The organism is Actinomadura physcomitrii, from assembly GCF_008923205.2.
GTDB classification, from domain to species: Bacteria; Actinomycetota; Actinomycetes; order Streptosporangiales; family Streptosporangiaceae; genus Spirillospora; species Spirillospora physcomitrii.
In genome coordinates, this window is the sequence record NZ_WBMS02000059.1 from 31600 (window position 1) to 47308 (window position 15709).

Consider the following 15709-nt stretch of genomic DNA (forward strand, 5'->3'; position numbering starts at 1 on the left):
ATGTCCGAGGCACTGCCCGGCGAGAGCGTTGAGGACAAGTCCCTCGGCGAGCTCGTCGCGCTGGCGTCCAGCAACGTCTCCGCGCTGGTCAGGGCGGAGATCGACCTGGCCAAGCTGGAGCTGAAGGCGGATGCGAAGAAAGCCGCCTACGGCAGCGTGATGTTCACCATCGCGGCGCTGATCGGCGGGCTGATCGTCATCCTGCTGTCGATCGCGCTGGCGTACGGGCTCGTCGCCGCCGGGCTCTACCACTGGGCCGCGTTCCTGGTCGTGTCCGGCATCTACCTGGTGCTCGCGGCCGGCCTGATCGGCTTCGGCTACCTGCGCATCCGCAAGATCGACGGGGCGAAGCGGACGCGGAAGACGCTGAAGGACGACTTCGCGGCGCTGCGGCACCGCGGCGACTCGGACACCCCCGCCCTGACGGACTGACGCCCGCCATGTCCGGGCACGACACATCCCTGGTCGAGGTCGACGGACCGTGGACGCACCGGGCCGTCAGCGCCGGCGGGACGCGGTTCCACGTCGCCGAGGCCGGGGAGGGGCCGCTGGTCCTGCTGCTGCACGGCTTCCCGCAGTTCTGGTGGTCGTGGCACCACCAGCTGGTGTCGCTGGCGGACGCCGGGTACCGGGCGGTCGCGGTGGACCTGCGCGGGTACGGCGGCAGCGACAAGCCGCCGCGCGGATACGACCTGATCACGCTGGCCGGGGACGCCGCGGGGCTGGTGCGCGCGCTCGGCGAGGCGAACGCGGTCGTGTGCGGGCACGACTGGGGCGGGCTGCTGGCGTGGACGACGGCGGTCTACCACCCGAAGATCGTCCAGCGGCTGGCCGTGGTGGGGGCGCCGCATCCGCTGCGGCTGCGGCAGTCGGTGCTGGGCGATCCGCGCGGGCAGGGGTGGGCGACGCGGCACACGTTCGGTTTCCAGGTGCCGATGTGGCCGGAGCGGCGGCTCGTCCGCGACGACGGGGAACTGGCAGGGCGGCTCCTGCGGGACTGGTCCGGTCCGGGGTGGCCGGACGAGCGGACGGAGCGTTTCGCGCGGAAGGCGGTGCAGATCCCGGGGACGGCGCACTGCGCGCTGGAGTACCACCGCTGGCTGATCAGGTCGCAGGCCCGTCCGGACGGCATCCGCTACGCGCACCGTATGCGCACTCCCATCCAGGCGCCCACGCTCCAGCTGCACGGTGACCTCGACACGTGCACGCTTCCCGCCAGTGCCCAGGGCTCGGGGCGCTATGTGGCGGCGCCGTACCGGTGGAAGCTCATCGAAGGGACGGGGCATTTCCCCCACCAGGAGCGTCCGCGCGCGTTCGACGCGCAGCTCCTCGGGTGGCTCGCCGACCCGGAGCCCGACAGCTGACGCGGGCCGCTCCTGAGACGGGACCCGCGTACGGTTGAGGCATGCGGGATCGTGACGAGTCCGGACGCCCACGCAACGCACGGCCGCGCGACGCGTATGGCCGTCCCCTGCCGCACGGCGCCGCCGGGGTGCCCACCATGCCGGATGATCTGGACATGCCGCCCGCGGAGGCCCTGGTGGAGGCGCAGCGCCTCCTGGACGAGGACCGGCCCTTCCACGCGCACGAGGTCCTCGAAGCCGCCTGGAAGGCCGCTCCGGAGCCGGAACGGGAGCTGTGGCGGGGCCTCGCCCAGGTCGCCGTGGGGATCACCCACCTGCGGCGCGGGAACGCGCGCGGCGCGCAGGCGCTGCTGAGCCGCGCCGCCGACCGCATCGAACCGTACGGCGACACCGAGGCCCCTCCGCACCGCATCGACGTGGACGGCATCGTCCGGCAGGCGCGCGCGCTGGCCGAACACCCCCAGGACGCCCCGGTGAAGCTCCGCCTCACAGCGCCCTGACGGCGCCGCCCCGCTGTGCTTAGTCGGAGCAGCTCTGCGTGCCGACCGGCTTGGTGAGGGACACGCCCTGCTCGGCGTCCGGCGCGACCTCCGCGGCCGTCAGCGCGTACCCGGTCGACGGGGTGTCCAGCGCCGCCGCGAAGATCACGCCGTAGACCTTGCCCTCGGTGGACAGCAGCGGCCCGCCGGAGTTGCCCGGCTCCACCTTCCCGCGGATCGCGTAGATCTCGCGGCTGACCTGCCCGGCGTGGTAGATGTCCGGGCCGCGCGCCGTCTGCCGGGCGCGGATCCGGGCGGCGCCCGGCGTGAACGGCTGGTTCTTCGGGAACCCGGCGATGATCGCGCTGTCGCGGACCCGCGCCTCCCCGGCGAACTTCAGCGGCTGCGCGTCCAGGCCCGGCACGTACAGCACCGCGATGTCGCGCTTCGGGTCGTACAGGACGACGCGGCCGCGGGTCCGGTTCCCGGTGCGGCTCTCCACGATCGACGGCCCCTGGGCGCCCGCGACGACGTGCGCGTTCGTCATGATGTGCTGCGGCGCGAACACGAACCCGGTGCCCTCGATGCGGCGCTGGCACTGCGGCGCGGTGCTGACGACCTTGACGATGCTGTTCTTGGCCTCGCGCAGGCCCGCGGTGTTCAGCACCGACTCGTCCGGCGGCGGCACCTGCACCACCGACTCGCCGCCGAGCCCGTTGAAGACCTGCGGGAACTCGCTGCTCTTCACGAACCCCTGGAACGAGGTGAACCAGGTCTGCGCCTGCGCGGGCATCACGCCGTTGATGCCCTTGATGATCGTCGAGCCCTTGACCTGCGTGCGCACCGGCTTGAACTCCGAGTTCGCCACCAGGTTCCCGAAGAACCAGGCGACGACCAGCAGCGACAGCGCGCTGACGAAGGTGCCGCCGACCGCGTCGGCGGTGCGGGCGTTCAGCCCGGTCACCCGGTTGCGCAGCACCGCGCCGACCGACGAGGCGATCAGCTGCCCGAGCGTGGCGGCCAGGAACGCGACCACGATGGCCAGCAGCGCCTGCTGCGCGGCCCCGTTCACCGTGGCCTCGGCGATCGGCGGCGCGATGAGCACCCCGATCACGCCGCCGCCGACGAAGCCGACGAAGCTCAGCAGGCTGACGATGAAGCCCTGCCGGTACCCCGAGACTCCGAACAGCACGACGAGCACGAGCAGGATGAGATCGAGAACGTGGTCGTGCACCGCTTCACCGTATAGGGACTGGGGCCCGGTGCACGTCCCCTCACCGGACCAGTTTGGGCTGCGGCGGATGACCGTGCAGGGCGACGCGGCGGCGGCCCCGCTCATGCTGGAGATGACGGCACCGCCCTGACCTGCCCGAACTTCGGGCGCGACCGGAAGCGCCCGCGAGGAAGGGCCGAATCGAGCCGGATGGGGCCGAGTCAGCCGCGGGAGGCGAGGGTCAGCACGTCCGGCGGCAGGTCCTCGACGCGGGACGCGTCCCAGGGGCGGTCCCAGCCGCCCGCGACCAGCACCTGCGTCAGCACCGCCGCGGTGAACCCCCACACCAGCATGCCGCCGGCGCGGAACGCCGGGCCCATCCGCATCCCGGACGGGTGCCGGACCGTCAGCCGGTTCGCCGGATCGGCCAGGTCCGCGATCGGGACGCGGGCGACCAGCGCGACCTCGCCGGGATGGCCGGGCGCGACCTCCGACGGCTCCCGCCACCAGCCCGCGACGGGCGTGACGCGGTGCCGGCTGTGCGCCAGGTAAAGCTCGGGGAGCGTGCAGAGCACGTCCACGCCGGACGGCTCGACGCCGGCCTCCTCCCACGCCTCCCGCAGCGCCGCCGCGACCGGCCCGTCGTCGCCGGGATCGATCCGGCCGCCGGGGAACGCGGGCTGCCCGGCGTGCTTGGACAGCGTCGCGGCCCGCTCGGTGAGCAGCACGTCCGGGCCGTCCGGGCCCTCGCCGAAAAGGATCAGCACGGCGGCGGCGCGCGCGCCGGGCTGCGGTTCGAACGTCGGCGGCACCGGCAGCCGCGGCGCCGCGGCGCGGAACCGGTCGAGCCACGGCGGGCAGGTGGATGCGGTCTCGGTCACGCCACTCCCAACTCCGGAACGCCCGCGTTCCTTCCCGCCGGGAACGCTTCCGTCACCTTCCCGTTCACAAGGCCGCTCACGCGAGGCCGCTCACGAGAACGGGCCGGGCTTGACCAGCTTGCGGGCCGCCTCCGCGTCGACCGGCCCCGTCCCGTAGGACGGGCAGTCCCGGGCGAGCGGGCAGGCCCCGCAGGCGGGACGGCGCGCGTGGCAGATCCGGCGGCCGTGCCAGATCAGTCGGTGCGACAGCATCGTCCAGTCCTTGCGGGGGAAGATCTCCCCGATCTCCTTCTCGACCTTCACCGGGTCGTCCTCGGCGGTCCAGCCGAACCGGTTGACCAACCGCCCGAAGTGGGTGTCGACCGTGATGCCGGGCACGTCGAACGCGTTGCCCAGCACGACGTTCGCGGTCTTGCGGCCGACGCCCGGCAGGGTCACGAGATCGTCGAGCCGCCCCGGCACCTCCCCGCCGAACCGGTCGCGGAGCGCGGCGGACAGACCCATCACCGACTTGGTCTTGGCGCGGAAGAACCCGGTCGGCTTCAGCAGCGCCTCGACGTCCTCGGGGTCGGCGGCGGCCAGATCCTCCGGCGTCGGGTACTTCGCGAACAGCGCCGGGGTCGTCAGGTTCACCCGCTTGTCGGTGGTCTGCGCCGACAGGACGGTCGCGACCAGCAGCTGGAACGGGGTGCCGAAGTCCAGCTCGCAGTGCGCGTCGGGGTAGGTCTCGGCGAGCACCCGGTTCATCCTGCGCGCGCGCCGCACCAGCCCGATCCGGGTCTCGTTCCGGAACCTGCGCGCCCGCGCCGCCCCGCCCGGAACGGCCTTCCCGGCCGCCGTCTCCTCAGCCATGCAGCTCAGACTAGAACCCCCGGCGGCCGGACCGCGCGAGGACGCCCGCGCGCGGACGGTTCCGGCGAGGACGGCCCCGGGCCCGGCCGTCACCCGAGGCCCTCGAGCCCGTCGAGATCGAGATCGTCGAGGTCGCCGAAGTCCCCGAAGCCGGCGAGACCGCCGGGCGGGGCCTGGGCGAGCAGCGACTGCTCCGCCCAGATGGTCTTGCCGTGCGCGGTGTGGCGCGTCCCCCAGGCCTGGGTGAGCTGCGCGACGAGGAGCAGGCCGCGGCCGCCCTCGTCGAACACCCGGGCCCGGCGCAGGTGCGGGGCGGTCTCGCTGCCGTCGGAGACCTCGCAGGTCAGCACCCGGTCCAGGATGAGCCGCAGCCGGATCGGGCCCTCGGCGTGCCGGATCGCGTTGGTGACCAGCTCGCTCACCACCAGCTCGGTCACGAACGCGGCGTCCCCGATGTCCCACTCCGCCAGCCGCTCGGTCACCTTTTTGCGGGCGTCGGCGACGACCGCCGGATCCGAGGGCAGGTCCCAGGTGGCGACCTGGTCACCCGTCAGCACGCGGGTGCGGGCGACCAGCAGGGCCGCGTCGTCCACCGGCTGGTCGGGGAGCACGGAGCCGAGGATGTTCTCGCAGGTGGTCTCCAGTGACGGCGACGTCCGGGCCAGCGCGCGGCGCAGCCGCTCCAGGCCGGCTTCGATGTCGCGGTCGCGGGACCGCACCAGGCCGTCGGTGTAGAGGACGAGGGTGCTGCCCACCGGGATCTCCAGGTCGACGCTTTCGAACGGCAGGCCGCCCAGGCCGAGCGGCGGGGCCGCGGGCACGTCGATGAAGTCGACGGAGCCGTCGGGGGTGACGAGCGCGGGCGGTGTGTGCCCGGCGCGGGCGATGCCGCACATCCGCGACACCGGGTCGTAGACCGCGTAGAGGCACGTCGCCCCGAAGTCGGGGCCCTGGTCCTCGGGCGCGGCCGCCTCCGCCTCCGCCGTGAACCGGCCGACCAGGTCGTCGAGGTGGGTGAGCAGCTCGTCCGGCGGGAGGTCGATGTCGGCGAGGGTGCGCACGGCGGTGCGGAGCCGGCCCATCGCGGCGGACGCGTACAGCCCGTGGCCGACGACGTCGCCGACGACGAGGGCGACCCGCGACCCCGACAGCGGGATCACGTCGAACCAGTCCCCGCCGATGCCGTGGTTCGCGCTGGCGGGCAGGTAGCGGCCCGCGACCTCCACCGCGGACTGCTCCGGGAACCGCTGCGGCAGCAGGCTGCGCTGCAGCGCCAGCGCGGTCGCGCGCTCGCGGGTGTAGCGGCGGGCGTTGTCGAGGCAGACGGCGGCCCGGGCGGTGAGCTCCTCGGCGATCAGCACGTCGTCCGGCGCGAACGGCTCGCGGTCGCGGCCGCGCAGGAAGGTGGCGACGCCGAGGGTGATCCCGCGCGCCCGGATCGGCACGCTGAGGAACGAGTGCAGGCCGTGTTCGAGGACGAGCCCGATCCGGTCGGGGGCGCTCTCGATCATGGCCAGGTAGCCGGGGTCGCCGGAGCCGGTCAGCACCGGTTCGCCGCTGGTCAGGGCGCGGACCGAGGGGAAGGACTCGGGGTAGTGGTCGATGTCGCCGAGCCGCACCACGCTCGGCACGTCCCCGCCGACGGACCCGTGCGCGGCGCGCCGCATCACCACGGTGGCCGGGACGGGTCCCGGCCGCGGCTCGGCCCCGCCGGTCACGGACTCCAGCAGGTCGACGAAGGCGACGTCGGCCAGCCGCGGCAGCACCACGTCGACCAGCTCCCGGGCGGTCCTGGTGACGTCCAGGGTGCTGCCGATGGCGGTGCTGGCCTCGTTGACCAGCGCCAGCCGCTGCCGCGCCCGGTACTGCTCGGTGATGTCGAGGACCCCGACCCACACCGCGCGCGTCCGGCCCTGGTCGTCCTTGAGCGGGGCGATGGACACCGACCAGGCCCGTTCGAGGTCCTCGCCGGGCACCCTGCGGTAGGTCTCCCGCTGCACCGGCTCGCCGGTGTCGAGGACCTGGCGCATGTAGCGCGCGAGCGCCTCGAACTGGGGGCCGGGCAGGGCGTCGGTGAGGCACCGCCCGCGGATCTGGTCCTCGGTCATGTCGAACATCCGGCACATCCGGTCGTTGACGCGCAGGCACACCAGGTCCGTGTCGTGGACGGCCAAGGCGAAGGGGGACTGGTCGAACGCCCACTCGGTGATCGGCGCGCGCTGGGCGCCGGCCCGCCGATCGGCGCCGCCGCCGGTCACAGGAGTGTTGGTGTGGGTGTCCAATGCCATCCGCCCCGTCGAAGTCCGCTGTCCCCCGGTTGTCGCAGGTGGGGTTGTTCAAACTACCCACCGATCGGCCATCGACCCAGGGATCGCCCCAGCCTTGGGCAGGTCGTGACGGAACCGGCGCCGTACGGCAAGCGGCGGCGCCGGCGCGCCCGGGCCCGGAAAGTTCCGCGAAACCCTGTAATCCAGGGCTTCGCGCGCCGTCTCCATCCCTACGTCGTACCCCGTGAAGGAGATCTCATTGTCTGACTTCAGCCAGGTGGTTTCCCTCCCCGTGCGCCGCATCGACCTCGGGCTGTCCTTCGACGGTTCCGCGCGGCTGGCCGCCGAGCTGCGCGGGCAGGTGCCCGCCGTCGCCGCGGAGGCGGCGCACCGGATCGAGAAGCGCCTCCCCGAGCTCGTCCGGCCGCACGACCCCCGGTACGCCCGGGGCCTGGAGACGGCCGTGGAGTGCGCCATCGGCCACTTCCTGGACCTGCCGGCCGATCCCGGCGTCTCGTCCGCCGACGTGCTGGACTTCTGGCGGCGGGTCGGCGCCGGGGAGGCCGGCGAGGGGCGCACGCTGGACTCCTGGCACACCGCGATCCGGATCGGCGCCGGGGTCGCGGTCGAGGCGCTCACCGAGCACGCCGGGCGCCTCGGCCACCGGGTGGACGCGTCCACCATGGCGGGCATCACCCACGCGATGTTCGACTACATGAACCAGCTCGCGGCGGCCGTCTCCGAAGGCCACGCGGACGCGGCGGCGCGCGCGGCCGGGTCGCAGCAGGAGCACCGGCGGCGCCTGCTGGACCTGCTGCTCGATGATCCCGCGCCCGCCGCGCGGGAGCTGCGGGAGGCGGCCGGCGAGGCGGCCTGGCCGCTGCCCCGGACGGTCGCGGCCGTGGCGCTGCGCGAGCGCGGGCCGTCTCCTCGGTACCCGCGCCTGTCACCACGCCGTCATCCAACCCAGAGCACGCATCTGATCACAACCCTCGTAGGTCGCCATCCGCCGCCTCATAAGACGTCCGAGGACTCACTTCGTTACGAGTTTTCGCGCGGCCGCATGAGCGATCGGGGCGCGAGGGGGTGATCACCTTAAAAAGACGGATGTGTATTTTTATGCTACCGTCCCGGCATGATCTACGACTCCGCGCGCTGGACGGCCACCCTCGCGGGCCGGCGCGTGCTGATCACCGGCGCGGCGCGCGGCATCGGCGCGGCGCTCGCCGCCCGGCTGCACGAGCGCGGCGCGCGGGTCGCCCTGGCGGGCCTCGAACCGGACCTGCTCGGCTCCGTCGCCGCCGGCTGCGCGGACGCCCCCTGGTGGACCTGCGACGTCACCGACCGCGACCGGGTCCGCACCGTCGTGGACGAGGCGGCGCGCGCGCTCGGCGGCCTGGACGTCGTCGTCGCGAACGCCGGGGTCGCCGCGCAGATGCCCGTCATCGGCGGCGACCCCGCGGTCCTGGAGCAGAGCCTGCGGGTCAACGTGCTCGGCGTCCACAACACGCTGTCGGCCGCCGGCCCCCACATCAGCCACCGGCGCGGCTACACGCTGACCGTCGCGTCGCTCGCCGCCGTCGTCCGCCTGCCGCTGCTCGGCGCCTACAGCGCGTCCAAGGCGGCGGCCGAGGCGCTCGGCGACACGCTGCGGATCGAGCTGCGGCCGTGGGGCGCCAAGTCCGGCGTCGCCTACTTCGCCGAACTCGACACCGACATGACCAGCCGCGGCTTCGGCACCGAGGCCGCCGCCGTACTCGCCGAGGGGGCGCGCGGCGCGATGGTGTCGCGGGTCGCGCCCCTCAAGGCCGGGATAGACGCGCTGGAGCGCGGCATCGCCCGCCGGTCCCGGCGGATCGTCGCGCCCTGGTGGGTGGCCGCGGCGCTGCCGGCGCACGCGGCGCTCCAGCCCCTGCTGGACCGGGCCGTCCAGCCGAGCCTGCGCCGCGCACTGGAGATCGCGCGCGCGGAGCACGCCGGCCTGACCACCCCGCAAGCGGACCGGGCGCTGTGAGCGCCGCACCGGACGCGCCGCGGGTGGCGCCGGGCGGCCTCCGCGACGTCGGGCCGCTCAACTGGCTGATCTGCGCGGTCTCCGGACGCGTCGCCGGGACCGGGCCGCCGAACCTGTTCCTGACCCTCGCGCGGCAGCGCGGCCTGTTCCGCGGCTGGCTCTGGTTCGGCGGGCGCCTCATGCCGGGCGGGAAGCTGAAGCGCCGCGAGACCGAACTGGTGATCCTGCGCGTCGCCCACCTGCGCGACTGCCGCTACGAGTTCGACCACCACGTGCGGCTCGCGCGCCGCGCCGGGGTCCGCGCCGCGGACGTCGAGCGGGTGCGGCAGGGCCCGGACGCCGACGGCTGGACCCCCCGCGAGCAGGCCGTCCTCGCCGCCGCCGACGAGCTGCATCACCATCGGGACCTGTCCGACGAGACCTGGGCGCGGCTGCGCGCCCGGCTCTCCGAACCCGAATGCGTCGAGCTGTGCATGCTCGCCGGCCACTACGAGATGCTCGCTACGGTGATCACCGCGCTGCGCGTGCGGCCCGACGTCCCCCGCAAGACCCGCTAGCCCATCCGCGGCGCCGCCCCCGGCTCCCAGGAGGTCCCGAATGCGCACACGACGGTTCATCACCACGACGCTGCTGCTCGCGGGAACCCCGGGCCTGGTCGTCGCCGGAGCCTGCCGGCCCGCCGCCGCGCGGACCCCGGCGGCCGTGCGGTTCGCCGACGCCGGCGGCATCCACGTGGAGCGGGTCCAGCGGATCGACGACCGGCAGTACGCGATCCGGGTCGGCACCGCCGCCCTCGGGCGGGCTGTAGACGTCCGCATCCTGCTGCCGACGGGCTACGCGCGGCGGCCGGCCGCCCGGTACCCCGTCCTGTACCTGTTCCACGGGACGGGCGGCCGCGCGTCCGACTGGGTCGAGAAGGGCGGTGCCGAGGCCACGACAGCCGGGCGATCACTGATCAGCGTCATCCCGGACGCGGGGTTCGACGGCGACGGCGGCGGCTGGTTCACCGACTGGGCCGACCCGAATACCAAGCTCGGCCCGTCCCGGTGGGAGACGTTCCACGTCGGTCAGCTCGTCCCCTGGATCGACCGCAACCTGCGGACGGTCGCGAACCGGGGCGGCAGGGCCGTCGCGGGCCTGTCGCAGGGCGGGTTCGGCGCGATGAGCTACGCCGCGCGCCACCCCGACATGTTCGGGTCCGCGACGTCGTTCTCCGGCGCCCCCGACATCGCCTGGGATCCGGTCACCGCCGCCGGCGCGTACGGCGTGATCTCCTACGTCGCCGCCGCGGACGACGGCGTCCCGCCCGACGCGGTCTTCGGGTCCCGGTTCGCCGACGCGATCAACTGGCGCGGCCACGACCCCGCCACCCTCGCGGCCAACCTGCGCGCGACCCGGCTGTCGCTCTACACCGCCACCGGCCTGCCCGGGCCGCTCGACCAGGGCGTCCCCGACCCGTCGGCGATCGGCATCGGGGCCCTCACCCACCAGTCGACCCTGACGTTCCACCGCCGGATCCAGCAGCTGGGCATCGCGAGCCGGTTCGACGACTACACCTTCGGCACGCACACGTTCCCGTACTGGGCGCGGGACCTGCGCGAGGAGATCGGCCCGCTGATGCGCGCGCTCACCCACCCGTCCCGCCCGCCGGCGCGCGTCTCCTACACCTCGATCGACCGGTCCTGGACGCAGTGGGGCTGGACGCTCTCCTTCGACCGGCGCGCGCCCCGGGAGTTCAGCGAGCTCGGCGACGCCTCGTCCGCCGGTTTCACGCTGAAGTGGAGCGGCACCGCGACCGTCACCACGCCCGCGTCCTACCGTCCGGGCGCCCGCTACACGATCACGGCCGGAACCCGCCGCATCACCGTGGAGGCGGACGCGTCGGGCCGCCTGGCCTTCACCCTTCCGCCTGCTCCCACCGGCAAGGTCCACGCCCAGATCACCCGCAGCTGACGCGGCACCGGATCACCCGCCGCTGACGCGCGGCACCGGGATCAGCCGTCGAGGACGCCCGAGCGCGCCAGCTCGCGCACGTGCTCGACGATCGGCGGGCCGACCGCGCGCAGCGCCGCCGCGTCGCCGGACGCGACCGCGGGCGTCACCATCGTCCCGACCGCCGCGACGACGACCTGGCAGGCGAACCGCGCCCGCTCCCCGGTCGCGCCCATCAGGTCGGCGAGCCCCGCCGCCAGGTCGCGCTGGACGGCCGAGCGGCGCTCGACGGCCTCCGGACCGGCGGCGAACACCTCCACCAGGAACAGCCGGGCGTAACCGGGCTCGGACGCGAGGACGTCCAGGTAGACGGTGATCGCCCGCTCGAACCGGTCGGCAGGATCGGCGCCGCCCTGCGCCGCCTCCGCGAGCCGGTCCCGCACGAGGTCGCCGGCCTGGTCGAACGCCGCCATGAAGCAGTCGAGCTTGGAGGAGAACAGCCGGTAGAAGCTCTGCCGCGACACCCGGGCCCGCTTCAGCACGTCCTCCACGGAGGTGCCGACGTACCCCTTCTCGGCCATCGCCTCGGCCATCGCCGACAGCAGGCGCCCGCGGTGGACGCGGTCGACCTCCGCCCGGGACAGCGCGTGGCGGCCCCGCGGGAGCCGGGGAGGCGAGGACTGCGGCACCTGATCACGATAGAGCACCCCGCCCGCGGCGCCGGCCCGTCCGGAAAACGGGGATGAGACCGGTGTGATGGCATTCACCGTATGGTCCGTACACTGGGCGAACGGGATCGTGGAGGCGGTCCTGCGTTTCGGCGCGCCGTGACCCTACCTTCACGTACGCGGTGGGACGTACGTCACACTATGCATATAGGTGTTTCGAGGAGGATAAGCGTGACCGACCGCGACGTGGACGTTCTGAGCAGAGCCCCGCTCTTCGAGGCCCTCGACGAGCAGGGTGCCAAGGCGCTGCGCGCCAACGTGACGGAGGTGCGCCTGGCCCGCGGTCAGACGCTCTTCAACGAAGGCGAGACGGGCGACCGGCTGTACGTCGTCCTGGAAGGCAAGATCAAGCTGACCCGGACGGCGCCGGACGGCCGGGAGAACCTGCTGAGCGTGCTCGGCCCGAGCGAGATGTTCGGCGAGCTGTCGCTGTTCGACCCGCGGCCCCGCACCGCGAGCGCGATCGCGGTGACCGAGTGCCGGCTGGCCGGGCTCGGGCACGACGACCTGCGGCCGTGGCTGACCGGGCACCCCGAGGTCGCCGTGCAGCTGCTGCGCGCGCTGGCGCAGCGGCTCCGCAAGACCAACGACGTGATGGCCGACCTGGTCTTCACCGACGTGCCGGGCCGGGTCGCCAAGGCGCTGCTGGATCTCGCCGAGCGGTTCGGGCAGCCGTCGGAGGCGGGCCTGCACGTGCACCACGACCTCACCCAGGAGGAGCTGGCGCAGCTCGTCGGCGCGTCCCGGGAGACGGTCAACAAGGCCCTCGCGGACTTCGCGCAGCGCAACTGGCTGCGGATCGAGGCGCGCGCCGTGGTGATCCTCGACATCGAGCGGCTGCGCAAGCGCTCCAAGTAGCGCGCCGCCCAGCAGCCTGGCCGTCCCGGCCTCCGCTCAGCGGCGCGCGGAGCGTCAGGGGCGTTCGTTCAGATAGTCCAGCTGCGACTGGACGGACCACTCGGCCGCCGGCCACAGCGATTCGTCGACGTCGGCGTAGACGATCTCGACGACCTCGCGGGCGGTGCGCGCGCCCGCGGCGACGGCGGCCTCGACCTGCGCGAGGCGCTCGCGCCGGTGGTCGATGTAGTGGTCGAGGGCGGCCAGCGGGTCGTCCAGTTTCGGGCCGTGCCCGGGCAGGATCACGGCCGCGTCCTGGTCGGCGGAGAAGGCGCGCAGCCGGTCCAGGGAGCTCAGGTAGTCGCCCAGCTTCCCCTCCAGCACGGTCGTGCCGTAGCCGAGGACGGTGTCGCCGGTGAGCACGGCGCGGTCCGCCGGAAGCCAGAACGTCAGCGAGTCGTCGCTGTGGCCCGGGGTCTCCATGATCCGCAGTTCGAGGCCACCGGTGGTGACGACGTCGCCCTCGCCGAGCCCCTCGTCGCCGAGCCGGTGCGCCGGGTCGAGGGCCCTGACCTTGACGCCACGGCCCTTGCCGCCGCCCGTCAGCTCGGCGAACTTCACCGCGCCCGCCGAATGGTCGGGGTGGCCGTGGGTGAGCAGGACGAGCCCGACGCGGCGCCCCTGGCCGGCGATCAGGTCCGCGACGCGGCGCAGGTGCTTGCCGTCCTTCGGCCCGGGATCGACGACGACGACCTCCTCGGCGCCGGGCTCGCCGATGATCCAGGTGTTGGTGCCGTCCAGGGTCATCGCGGACGGGTTCGGCGCGAGCACGCAAGTCGCCCGTTCCGTACCCATCCCATCGATCTCGCTCATATCGCCCATCCTGCCCGAGGCCCGATCGGGGTGCCGGACCGGGTTCCAGCCGAGCGCCTCCAGGTGCCGCAGCACGGACGTGCCCGCGAGCCGCCACATCACGGCCCGCGACCACGGCACCCGCCGCGTCACGTCCCGGTCCCCGGCGCCACGCCCCTAGCCCTTCGGGTAGTACTCGGCGGCCTTCTCGGGCAGCACCAGCCAGGCCTCGCCGTCGATGATCTTCGCGGTGGGCTCGTGCACGATGATCTCGCGGGGCGCGGCGAGCACGTCGGCGACCGTGTCGAACGCCGACAGCTCGTTCAGCGTCGTCAGGGTCGGCGGCAGCATGGTCCACTCACCGGCCTGCGCGCGTTCCACGGCCTCCGCCGGGCGCACCCAGGCGACCTGGTCGGCCTCGGTGCTGACGTCGCGCGCGCGCTGCCCCTCGGGCATCGCGGCGACGAAGAACCGGGTGTCGTACCGCTTCGGCTCGACGATCGGCGTGATCCAGTGCGCCCACGGGCGCAGCAGGTCCGAGCGCAGCACGAGGCCGCGCCTGCCGAGGAACTCGCCGAACGACTGGGAACGGTCCAGCAGCGCCTGCCGGTCGGCCTCCCAGTCGTCGCCGCGGGTGTCGTCCACGACGGAGTCGCCGGTCGGACCGGCCAGCAGAACGAGCGTCTCCTCGAACGTCTCGCGGACCGCCGCGCACACCAGCTCGCGAGCCGTCTTCTCGTCGGCCTTGAACGCCGCGCCCCACTCCGCCGGAGACGGCCCCGACCACGCGAGGTCGGCCTCCCCGTCGCGCGGGTCGACCGAGCCGCCGGGGAAGACGTAGGCGCCGGGCGCGAACGCCATGGACCGCACCCGGCGCAGCATGAACGCCTGCAGGCCGTGCCGGTCGTGGTCGCGCAGGACGACGACGGTGGCGGCGTGCCGGGCGGGCGCGGGCCGCGCCCTGCCGGACAGGATGTCGTCGATCTGGTCCCGCATCGACTCCGGCAGCTTCAGCCCGTTCACCATCGCCCCGCCCAACTCGTCGCACTCATGGCGGTTCATTCGGACATACCGAATGGCGTTCCGTCAACCCCGGCGTCCCGCCCGCCAGGCTCCGGAGCACCCCCGGCGGCCCGGGCGCGGGTCAGGAGACCTCGGCGATCAGCTCGACCTCGACGGGCACGTTGCGCGGCAGCACGGCGACGCCCACGGCGCTGCGGGCGTGCTTGCCGGCGTCCCCGAAGATGTCGCCCAGCAGGTCGCTGGCGCCGTTGATCACCTGCGGCTGCCCGTGGAAGTCCGGGGCGGACGCGACGAACCCGACGACCTTGACGATCCGCACCACCCGCGACAGCTCGCCGACCTCGGCCTTCAGCGCCGCGACGCAGTTCAGCGCGCAGATCCGGGCCTGCTCGGCGGCCACCTCGGCGGAGACCTCCGCGCCCACCTTGCCGGTCACCTTGATCTCGCCCTTCACCACCGGGACCTGCCCGGAGGTGTAGACGAGCGAGCCCGTCCGCGCGGTCGGCACGTACGACGCCAGCGGCGTCACGACGTCCGGCAGCTCCAGTCCCAGCTCGGTGATCCGCTCTTCGGGCGTGCTCATGGCGTTCCTCCTCGTCGAGGGGTTGTCGGGTGCCTGCCGTCGGTGGACCGGCGCCGCTAGGACTGGATCTCGCGCTTGAAGTAGGCCACCAGGTTCTCCGGGTTCGGGCCCGGCAGCACGGTGACGAGCTCCCACCCGTCCTGCCCCCAGTTGTCGAGGATCTGCTTGGTCGCGTGCACCAGCAGCGGAACGGTCGCGTACTCCCACTTCTTCATGGGTTTCAGCCTAGCGATCAGCGGTCCGCGGCGTCGTAGTGCTCGCGGGCGGCGCGGATCTCGGCGATGCTGTACTCGGCGAAGTGCCGGACGGACGCGAGCAGCGGGACGAGCCGCTCGCCCAGCAGCGTCAGCGCGTACTCGACCTGGACCGGCACGGAGGGCGTCACGCTGCGCGCCACGAACCCGTCCCGCTCCAGGGAGCGGAGCGTCTGGGTGAGCATCTTCGCGCTGACGCCCGGCAGGGCACGCGCGATGTCGGCGTACCGGCGCGGCCCCTGCGTCAGCTGGAACAGCACCACCGAGGTCCACTTGTTGCCGATCACACCCAGCACGTCATGGGTCGGGCAGTCGTCCATGTAAGAGTCGAACGCCGCCTTCGCCTCCCGGCGCCGCTCGGCGGCGGTCATCGTCGTCATGCCGTGCGTCCCTCTTCCCCCGTGCCGGGCACTCACCTCAGGGTGCCGAT

The 15709-nt window shown here is 73.7% G+C and carries 18 protein-coding genes; 8 read left to right on the forward strand and 10 right to left on the reverse strand.

The window, feature by feature from the left end; genetic code table 11:
- From F8568_RS42420 to F8568_RS42430, 3 genes are all read left to right on the forward strand, one after another.
- The gene (locus tag F8568_RS42420; RefSeq protein ID WP_151599824.1) at positions 1–432 is read left to right on the forward strand and encodes a phage holin family protein; all 432 of its coding nucleotides are present in this window, start codon (positions 1–3) and stop codon (positions 430–432) included.
- A gap of 8 nt (positions 433–440) precedes the next feature.
- Positions 441–1364 (forward strand): alpha/beta fold hydrolase, encoded by a 924-nt coding sequence (locus F8568_RS42425; protein WP_151599825.1) that lies wholly within the window; start codon positions 441–443, stop codon positions 1362–1364.
- Between the two features lie 137 nt (positions 1365–1501).
- A complete protein-coding gene (locus tag F8568_RS42430; RefSeq protein ID WP_236010027.1) occupies positions 1502–1864 on the forward strand; it encodes a DUF309 domain-containing protein in 363 nt (120 codons plus the stop codon).
- Positions 1865–1883: 19 nt separating this feature from the next.
- Here F8568_RS42430 and F8568_RS42435 read toward each other — a convergent pair whose 3' ends face one another.
- From F8568_RS42435 to F8568_RS42450, 4 genes are all read right to left on the reverse strand, one after another.
- Positions 1884–3077, reverse strand: coding sequence for a MarP family serine protease (locus F8568_RS42435; RefSeq protein ID WP_328601287.1), 1194 nt, complete (start codon positions 3075–3077; stop codon positions 1884–1886).
- Positions 3078–3277: 200 nt separating this feature from the next.
- Positions 3278–3937, reverse strand: coding sequence for an NUDIX hydrolase (locus F8568_RS42440; RefSeq protein WP_151599828.1), 660 nt, complete (start codon positions 3935–3937; stop codon positions 3278–3280).
- 90 nt (positions 3938–4027) lie between these two features.
- Entirely contained in the window at positions 4028–4684 is a 657-nt protein-coding gene (gene nth, locus F8568_RS42445; protein WP_328601291.1) for an endonuclease III, read from the reverse strand.
- Positions 4685–4878: 194 nt separating this feature from the next.
- Positions 4879–7077: a SpoIIE family protein phosphatase gene (locus F8568_RS42450; protein WP_151599830.1), complete on the reverse strand. Its 2199-nt coding sequence runs from the start codon at positions 7075–7077 to the stop codon at positions 4879–4881.
- Between the two features lie 238 nt (positions 7078–7315).
- Between F8568_RS42450 and F8568_RS42455 the strand changes: the two genes are divergently transcribed.
- Genes F8568_RS42455 through F8568_RS42470 form a run of 4 tightly spaced genes read left to right on the forward strand, consistent with a single transcriptional unit; the run spans position 7316 to position 11023 of the window.
- The gene (locus F8568_RS42455; protein ID WP_151599831.1) at positions 7316–8146 is read left to right on the forward strand and encodes a hypothetical protein; all 831 of its coding nucleotides are present in this window, start codon (positions 7316–7318) and stop codon (positions 8144–8146) included.
- Positions 8147–8191: 45 nt separating this feature from the next.
- On the forward strand, positions 8192–9070 hold the full coding sequence (locus tag F8568_RS42460) for an SDR family NAD(P)-dependent oxidoreductase (RefSeq protein ID WP_151599832.1): 879 nt from the start codon (positions 8192–8194) through the stop codon (positions 9068–9070).
- Entirely contained in the window at positions 9067–9627 is a 561-nt protein-coding gene (locus tag F8568_RS42465; protein WP_151599833.1) for a carboxymuconolactone decarboxylase family protein, read from the forward strand. The genes F8568_RS42460 and F8568_RS42465 overlap by 4 nt, the downstream gene beginning before the upstream one ends.
- A 40-nt stretch (positions 9628–9667) precedes the next feature.
- Positions 9668–11023 carry an alpha/beta hydrolase gene (locus F8568_RS42470; protein ID WP_151599834.1) on the forward strand — a complete coding sequence of 452 codons (1356 nt, stop codon included), beginning with the start codon at positions 9668–9670 and terminating at the stop codon, positions 11021–11023.
- A 41-nt stretch (positions 11024–11064) separates the two neighbouring features.
- On the opposite strand, the gene F8568_RS42475 is transcribed toward F8568_RS42470, so the two are convergent.
- A complete protein-coding gene (locus F8568_RS42475; RefSeq protein WP_328601288.1) occupies positions 11065–11691 on the reverse strand; it encodes a TetR/AcrR family transcriptional regulator in 627 nt (208 codons plus the stop codon).
- A 180-nt stretch (positions 11692–11871) separates the two neighbouring features.
- Between F8568_RS42475 and F8568_RS42480 the strand changes: the two genes are divergently transcribed.
- Positions 11872–12588, forward strand: coding sequence for a Crp/Fnr family transcriptional regulator (locus F8568_RS42480; protein WP_151599835.1), 717 nt, complete (start codon positions 11872–11874; stop codon positions 12586–12588).
- 54 nt (positions 12589–12642) lie between these two features.
- On the opposite strand, the gene F8568_RS42485 is transcribed toward F8568_RS42480, so the two are convergent.
- The 5 genes from F8568_RS42485 to F8568_RS42505 all read right to left on the reverse strand — a co-directional run bounded on the left by F8568_RS42485 (position 12643) and on the right by F8568_RS42505 (position 15659).
- Positions 12643–13572 (reverse strand): MBL fold metallo-hydrolase, encoded by a 930-nt coding sequence (locus tag F8568_RS42485; protein ID WP_328601289.1) that lies wholly within the window; start codon positions 13570–13572, stop codon positions 12643–12645.
- Between the two features lie 24 nt (positions 13573–13596).
- Positions 13597–14415 carry an NUDIX hydrolase gene (locus F8568_RS42490; RefSeq protein WP_151599852.1) on the reverse strand — a complete coding sequence of 273 codons (819 nt, stop codon included), beginning with the start codon at positions 14413–14415 and terminating at the stop codon, positions 13597–13599.
- Positions 14416–14563: 148 nt separating this feature from the next.
- Positions 14564–15025, reverse strand: coding sequence for a RidA family protein (locus F8568_RS42495; protein WP_151599836.1), 462 nt, complete (start codon positions 15023–15025; stop codon positions 14564–14566).
- A 56-nt stretch (positions 15026–15081) separates the two neighbouring features.
- Entirely contained in the window at positions 15082–15240 is a 159-nt protein-coding gene (locus F8568_RS42500) for a DUF4177 domain-containing protein (RefSeq protein ID WP_151540233.1), read from the reverse strand.
- A 17-nt stretch (positions 15241–15257) separates the two neighbouring features.
- Positions 15258–15659 carry a winged helix-turn-helix transcriptional regulator gene (locus tag F8568_RS42505; RefSeq protein WP_151599837.1) on the reverse strand — a complete coding sequence of 134 codons (402 nt, stop codon included), beginning with the start codon at positions 15657–15659 and terminating at the stop codon, positions 15258–15260.
- Between the last annotated feature and the right edge of the window lie 50 nt (positions 15660–15709).

Bases quoted from the DNA above. Each gene is read 5' to 3' on its own strand.
- F8568_RS42470 (WP_151599834.1), top strand. From the start codon at position 9,668: ATGCGCACACGACGGTTCATCACCACGACGCTGCTGCTCGCGGGAACC.
- F8568_RS42425 (WP_151599825.1), top strand. From the start codon at position 441: ATGTCCGGGCACGACACATCCCTGGTCGAGGTCGACGGACCGTGGACG.
- F8568_RS42420 (WP_151599824.1), top strand. From the start codon at position 1: ATGTCCGAGGCACTGCCCGGCGAGAGCGTTGAGGACAAGTCCCTCGGC.
- F8568_RS42500 (WP_151540233.1), bottom strand. From the start codon at position 15,240: ATGAAGAAGTGGGAGTACGCGACCGTTCCGCTGCTGGTGCACGCGACC.
- F8568_RS42505 (WP_151599837.1), bottom strand. From the start codon at position 15,659: ATGACGACGATGACCGCCGCCGAGCGGCGCCGGGAGGCGAAGGCGGCG.
- F8568_RS42490 (WP_151599852.1), bottom strand. From the start codon at position 14,415: ATGCGGGACCAGATCGACGACATCCTGTCCGGCAGGGCGCGGCCCGCG.
- F8568_RS42430 (WP_236010027.1), top strand. From the start codon at position 1,502: ATGCCGGATGATCTGGACATGCCGCCCGCGGAGGCCCTGGTGGAGGCG.
- F8568_RS42495 (WP_151599836.1), bottom strand. From the start codon at position 15,025: ATGAGCACGCCCGAAGAGCGGATCACCGAGCTGGGACTGGAGCTGCCG.
- F8568_RS42480 (WP_151599835.1), top strand. From the start codon at position 11,872: ATGCATATAGGTGTTTCGAGGAGGATAAGCGTGACCGACCGCGACGTG.
- F8568_RS42450 (WP_151599830.1), bottom strand. From the start codon at position 7,077: ATGGCATTGGACACCCACACCAACACTCCTGTGACCGGCGGCGGCGCC.
- F8568_RS42460 (WP_151599832.1), top strand. From the start codon at position 8,192: ATGATCTACGACTCCGCGCGCTGGACGGCCACCCTCGCGGGCCGGCGC.
- nth (WP_328601291.1), bottom strand. From the start codon at position 4,684: ATGAACCGGGTGCTCGCCGAGACCTACCCCGACGCGCACTGCGAGCTG.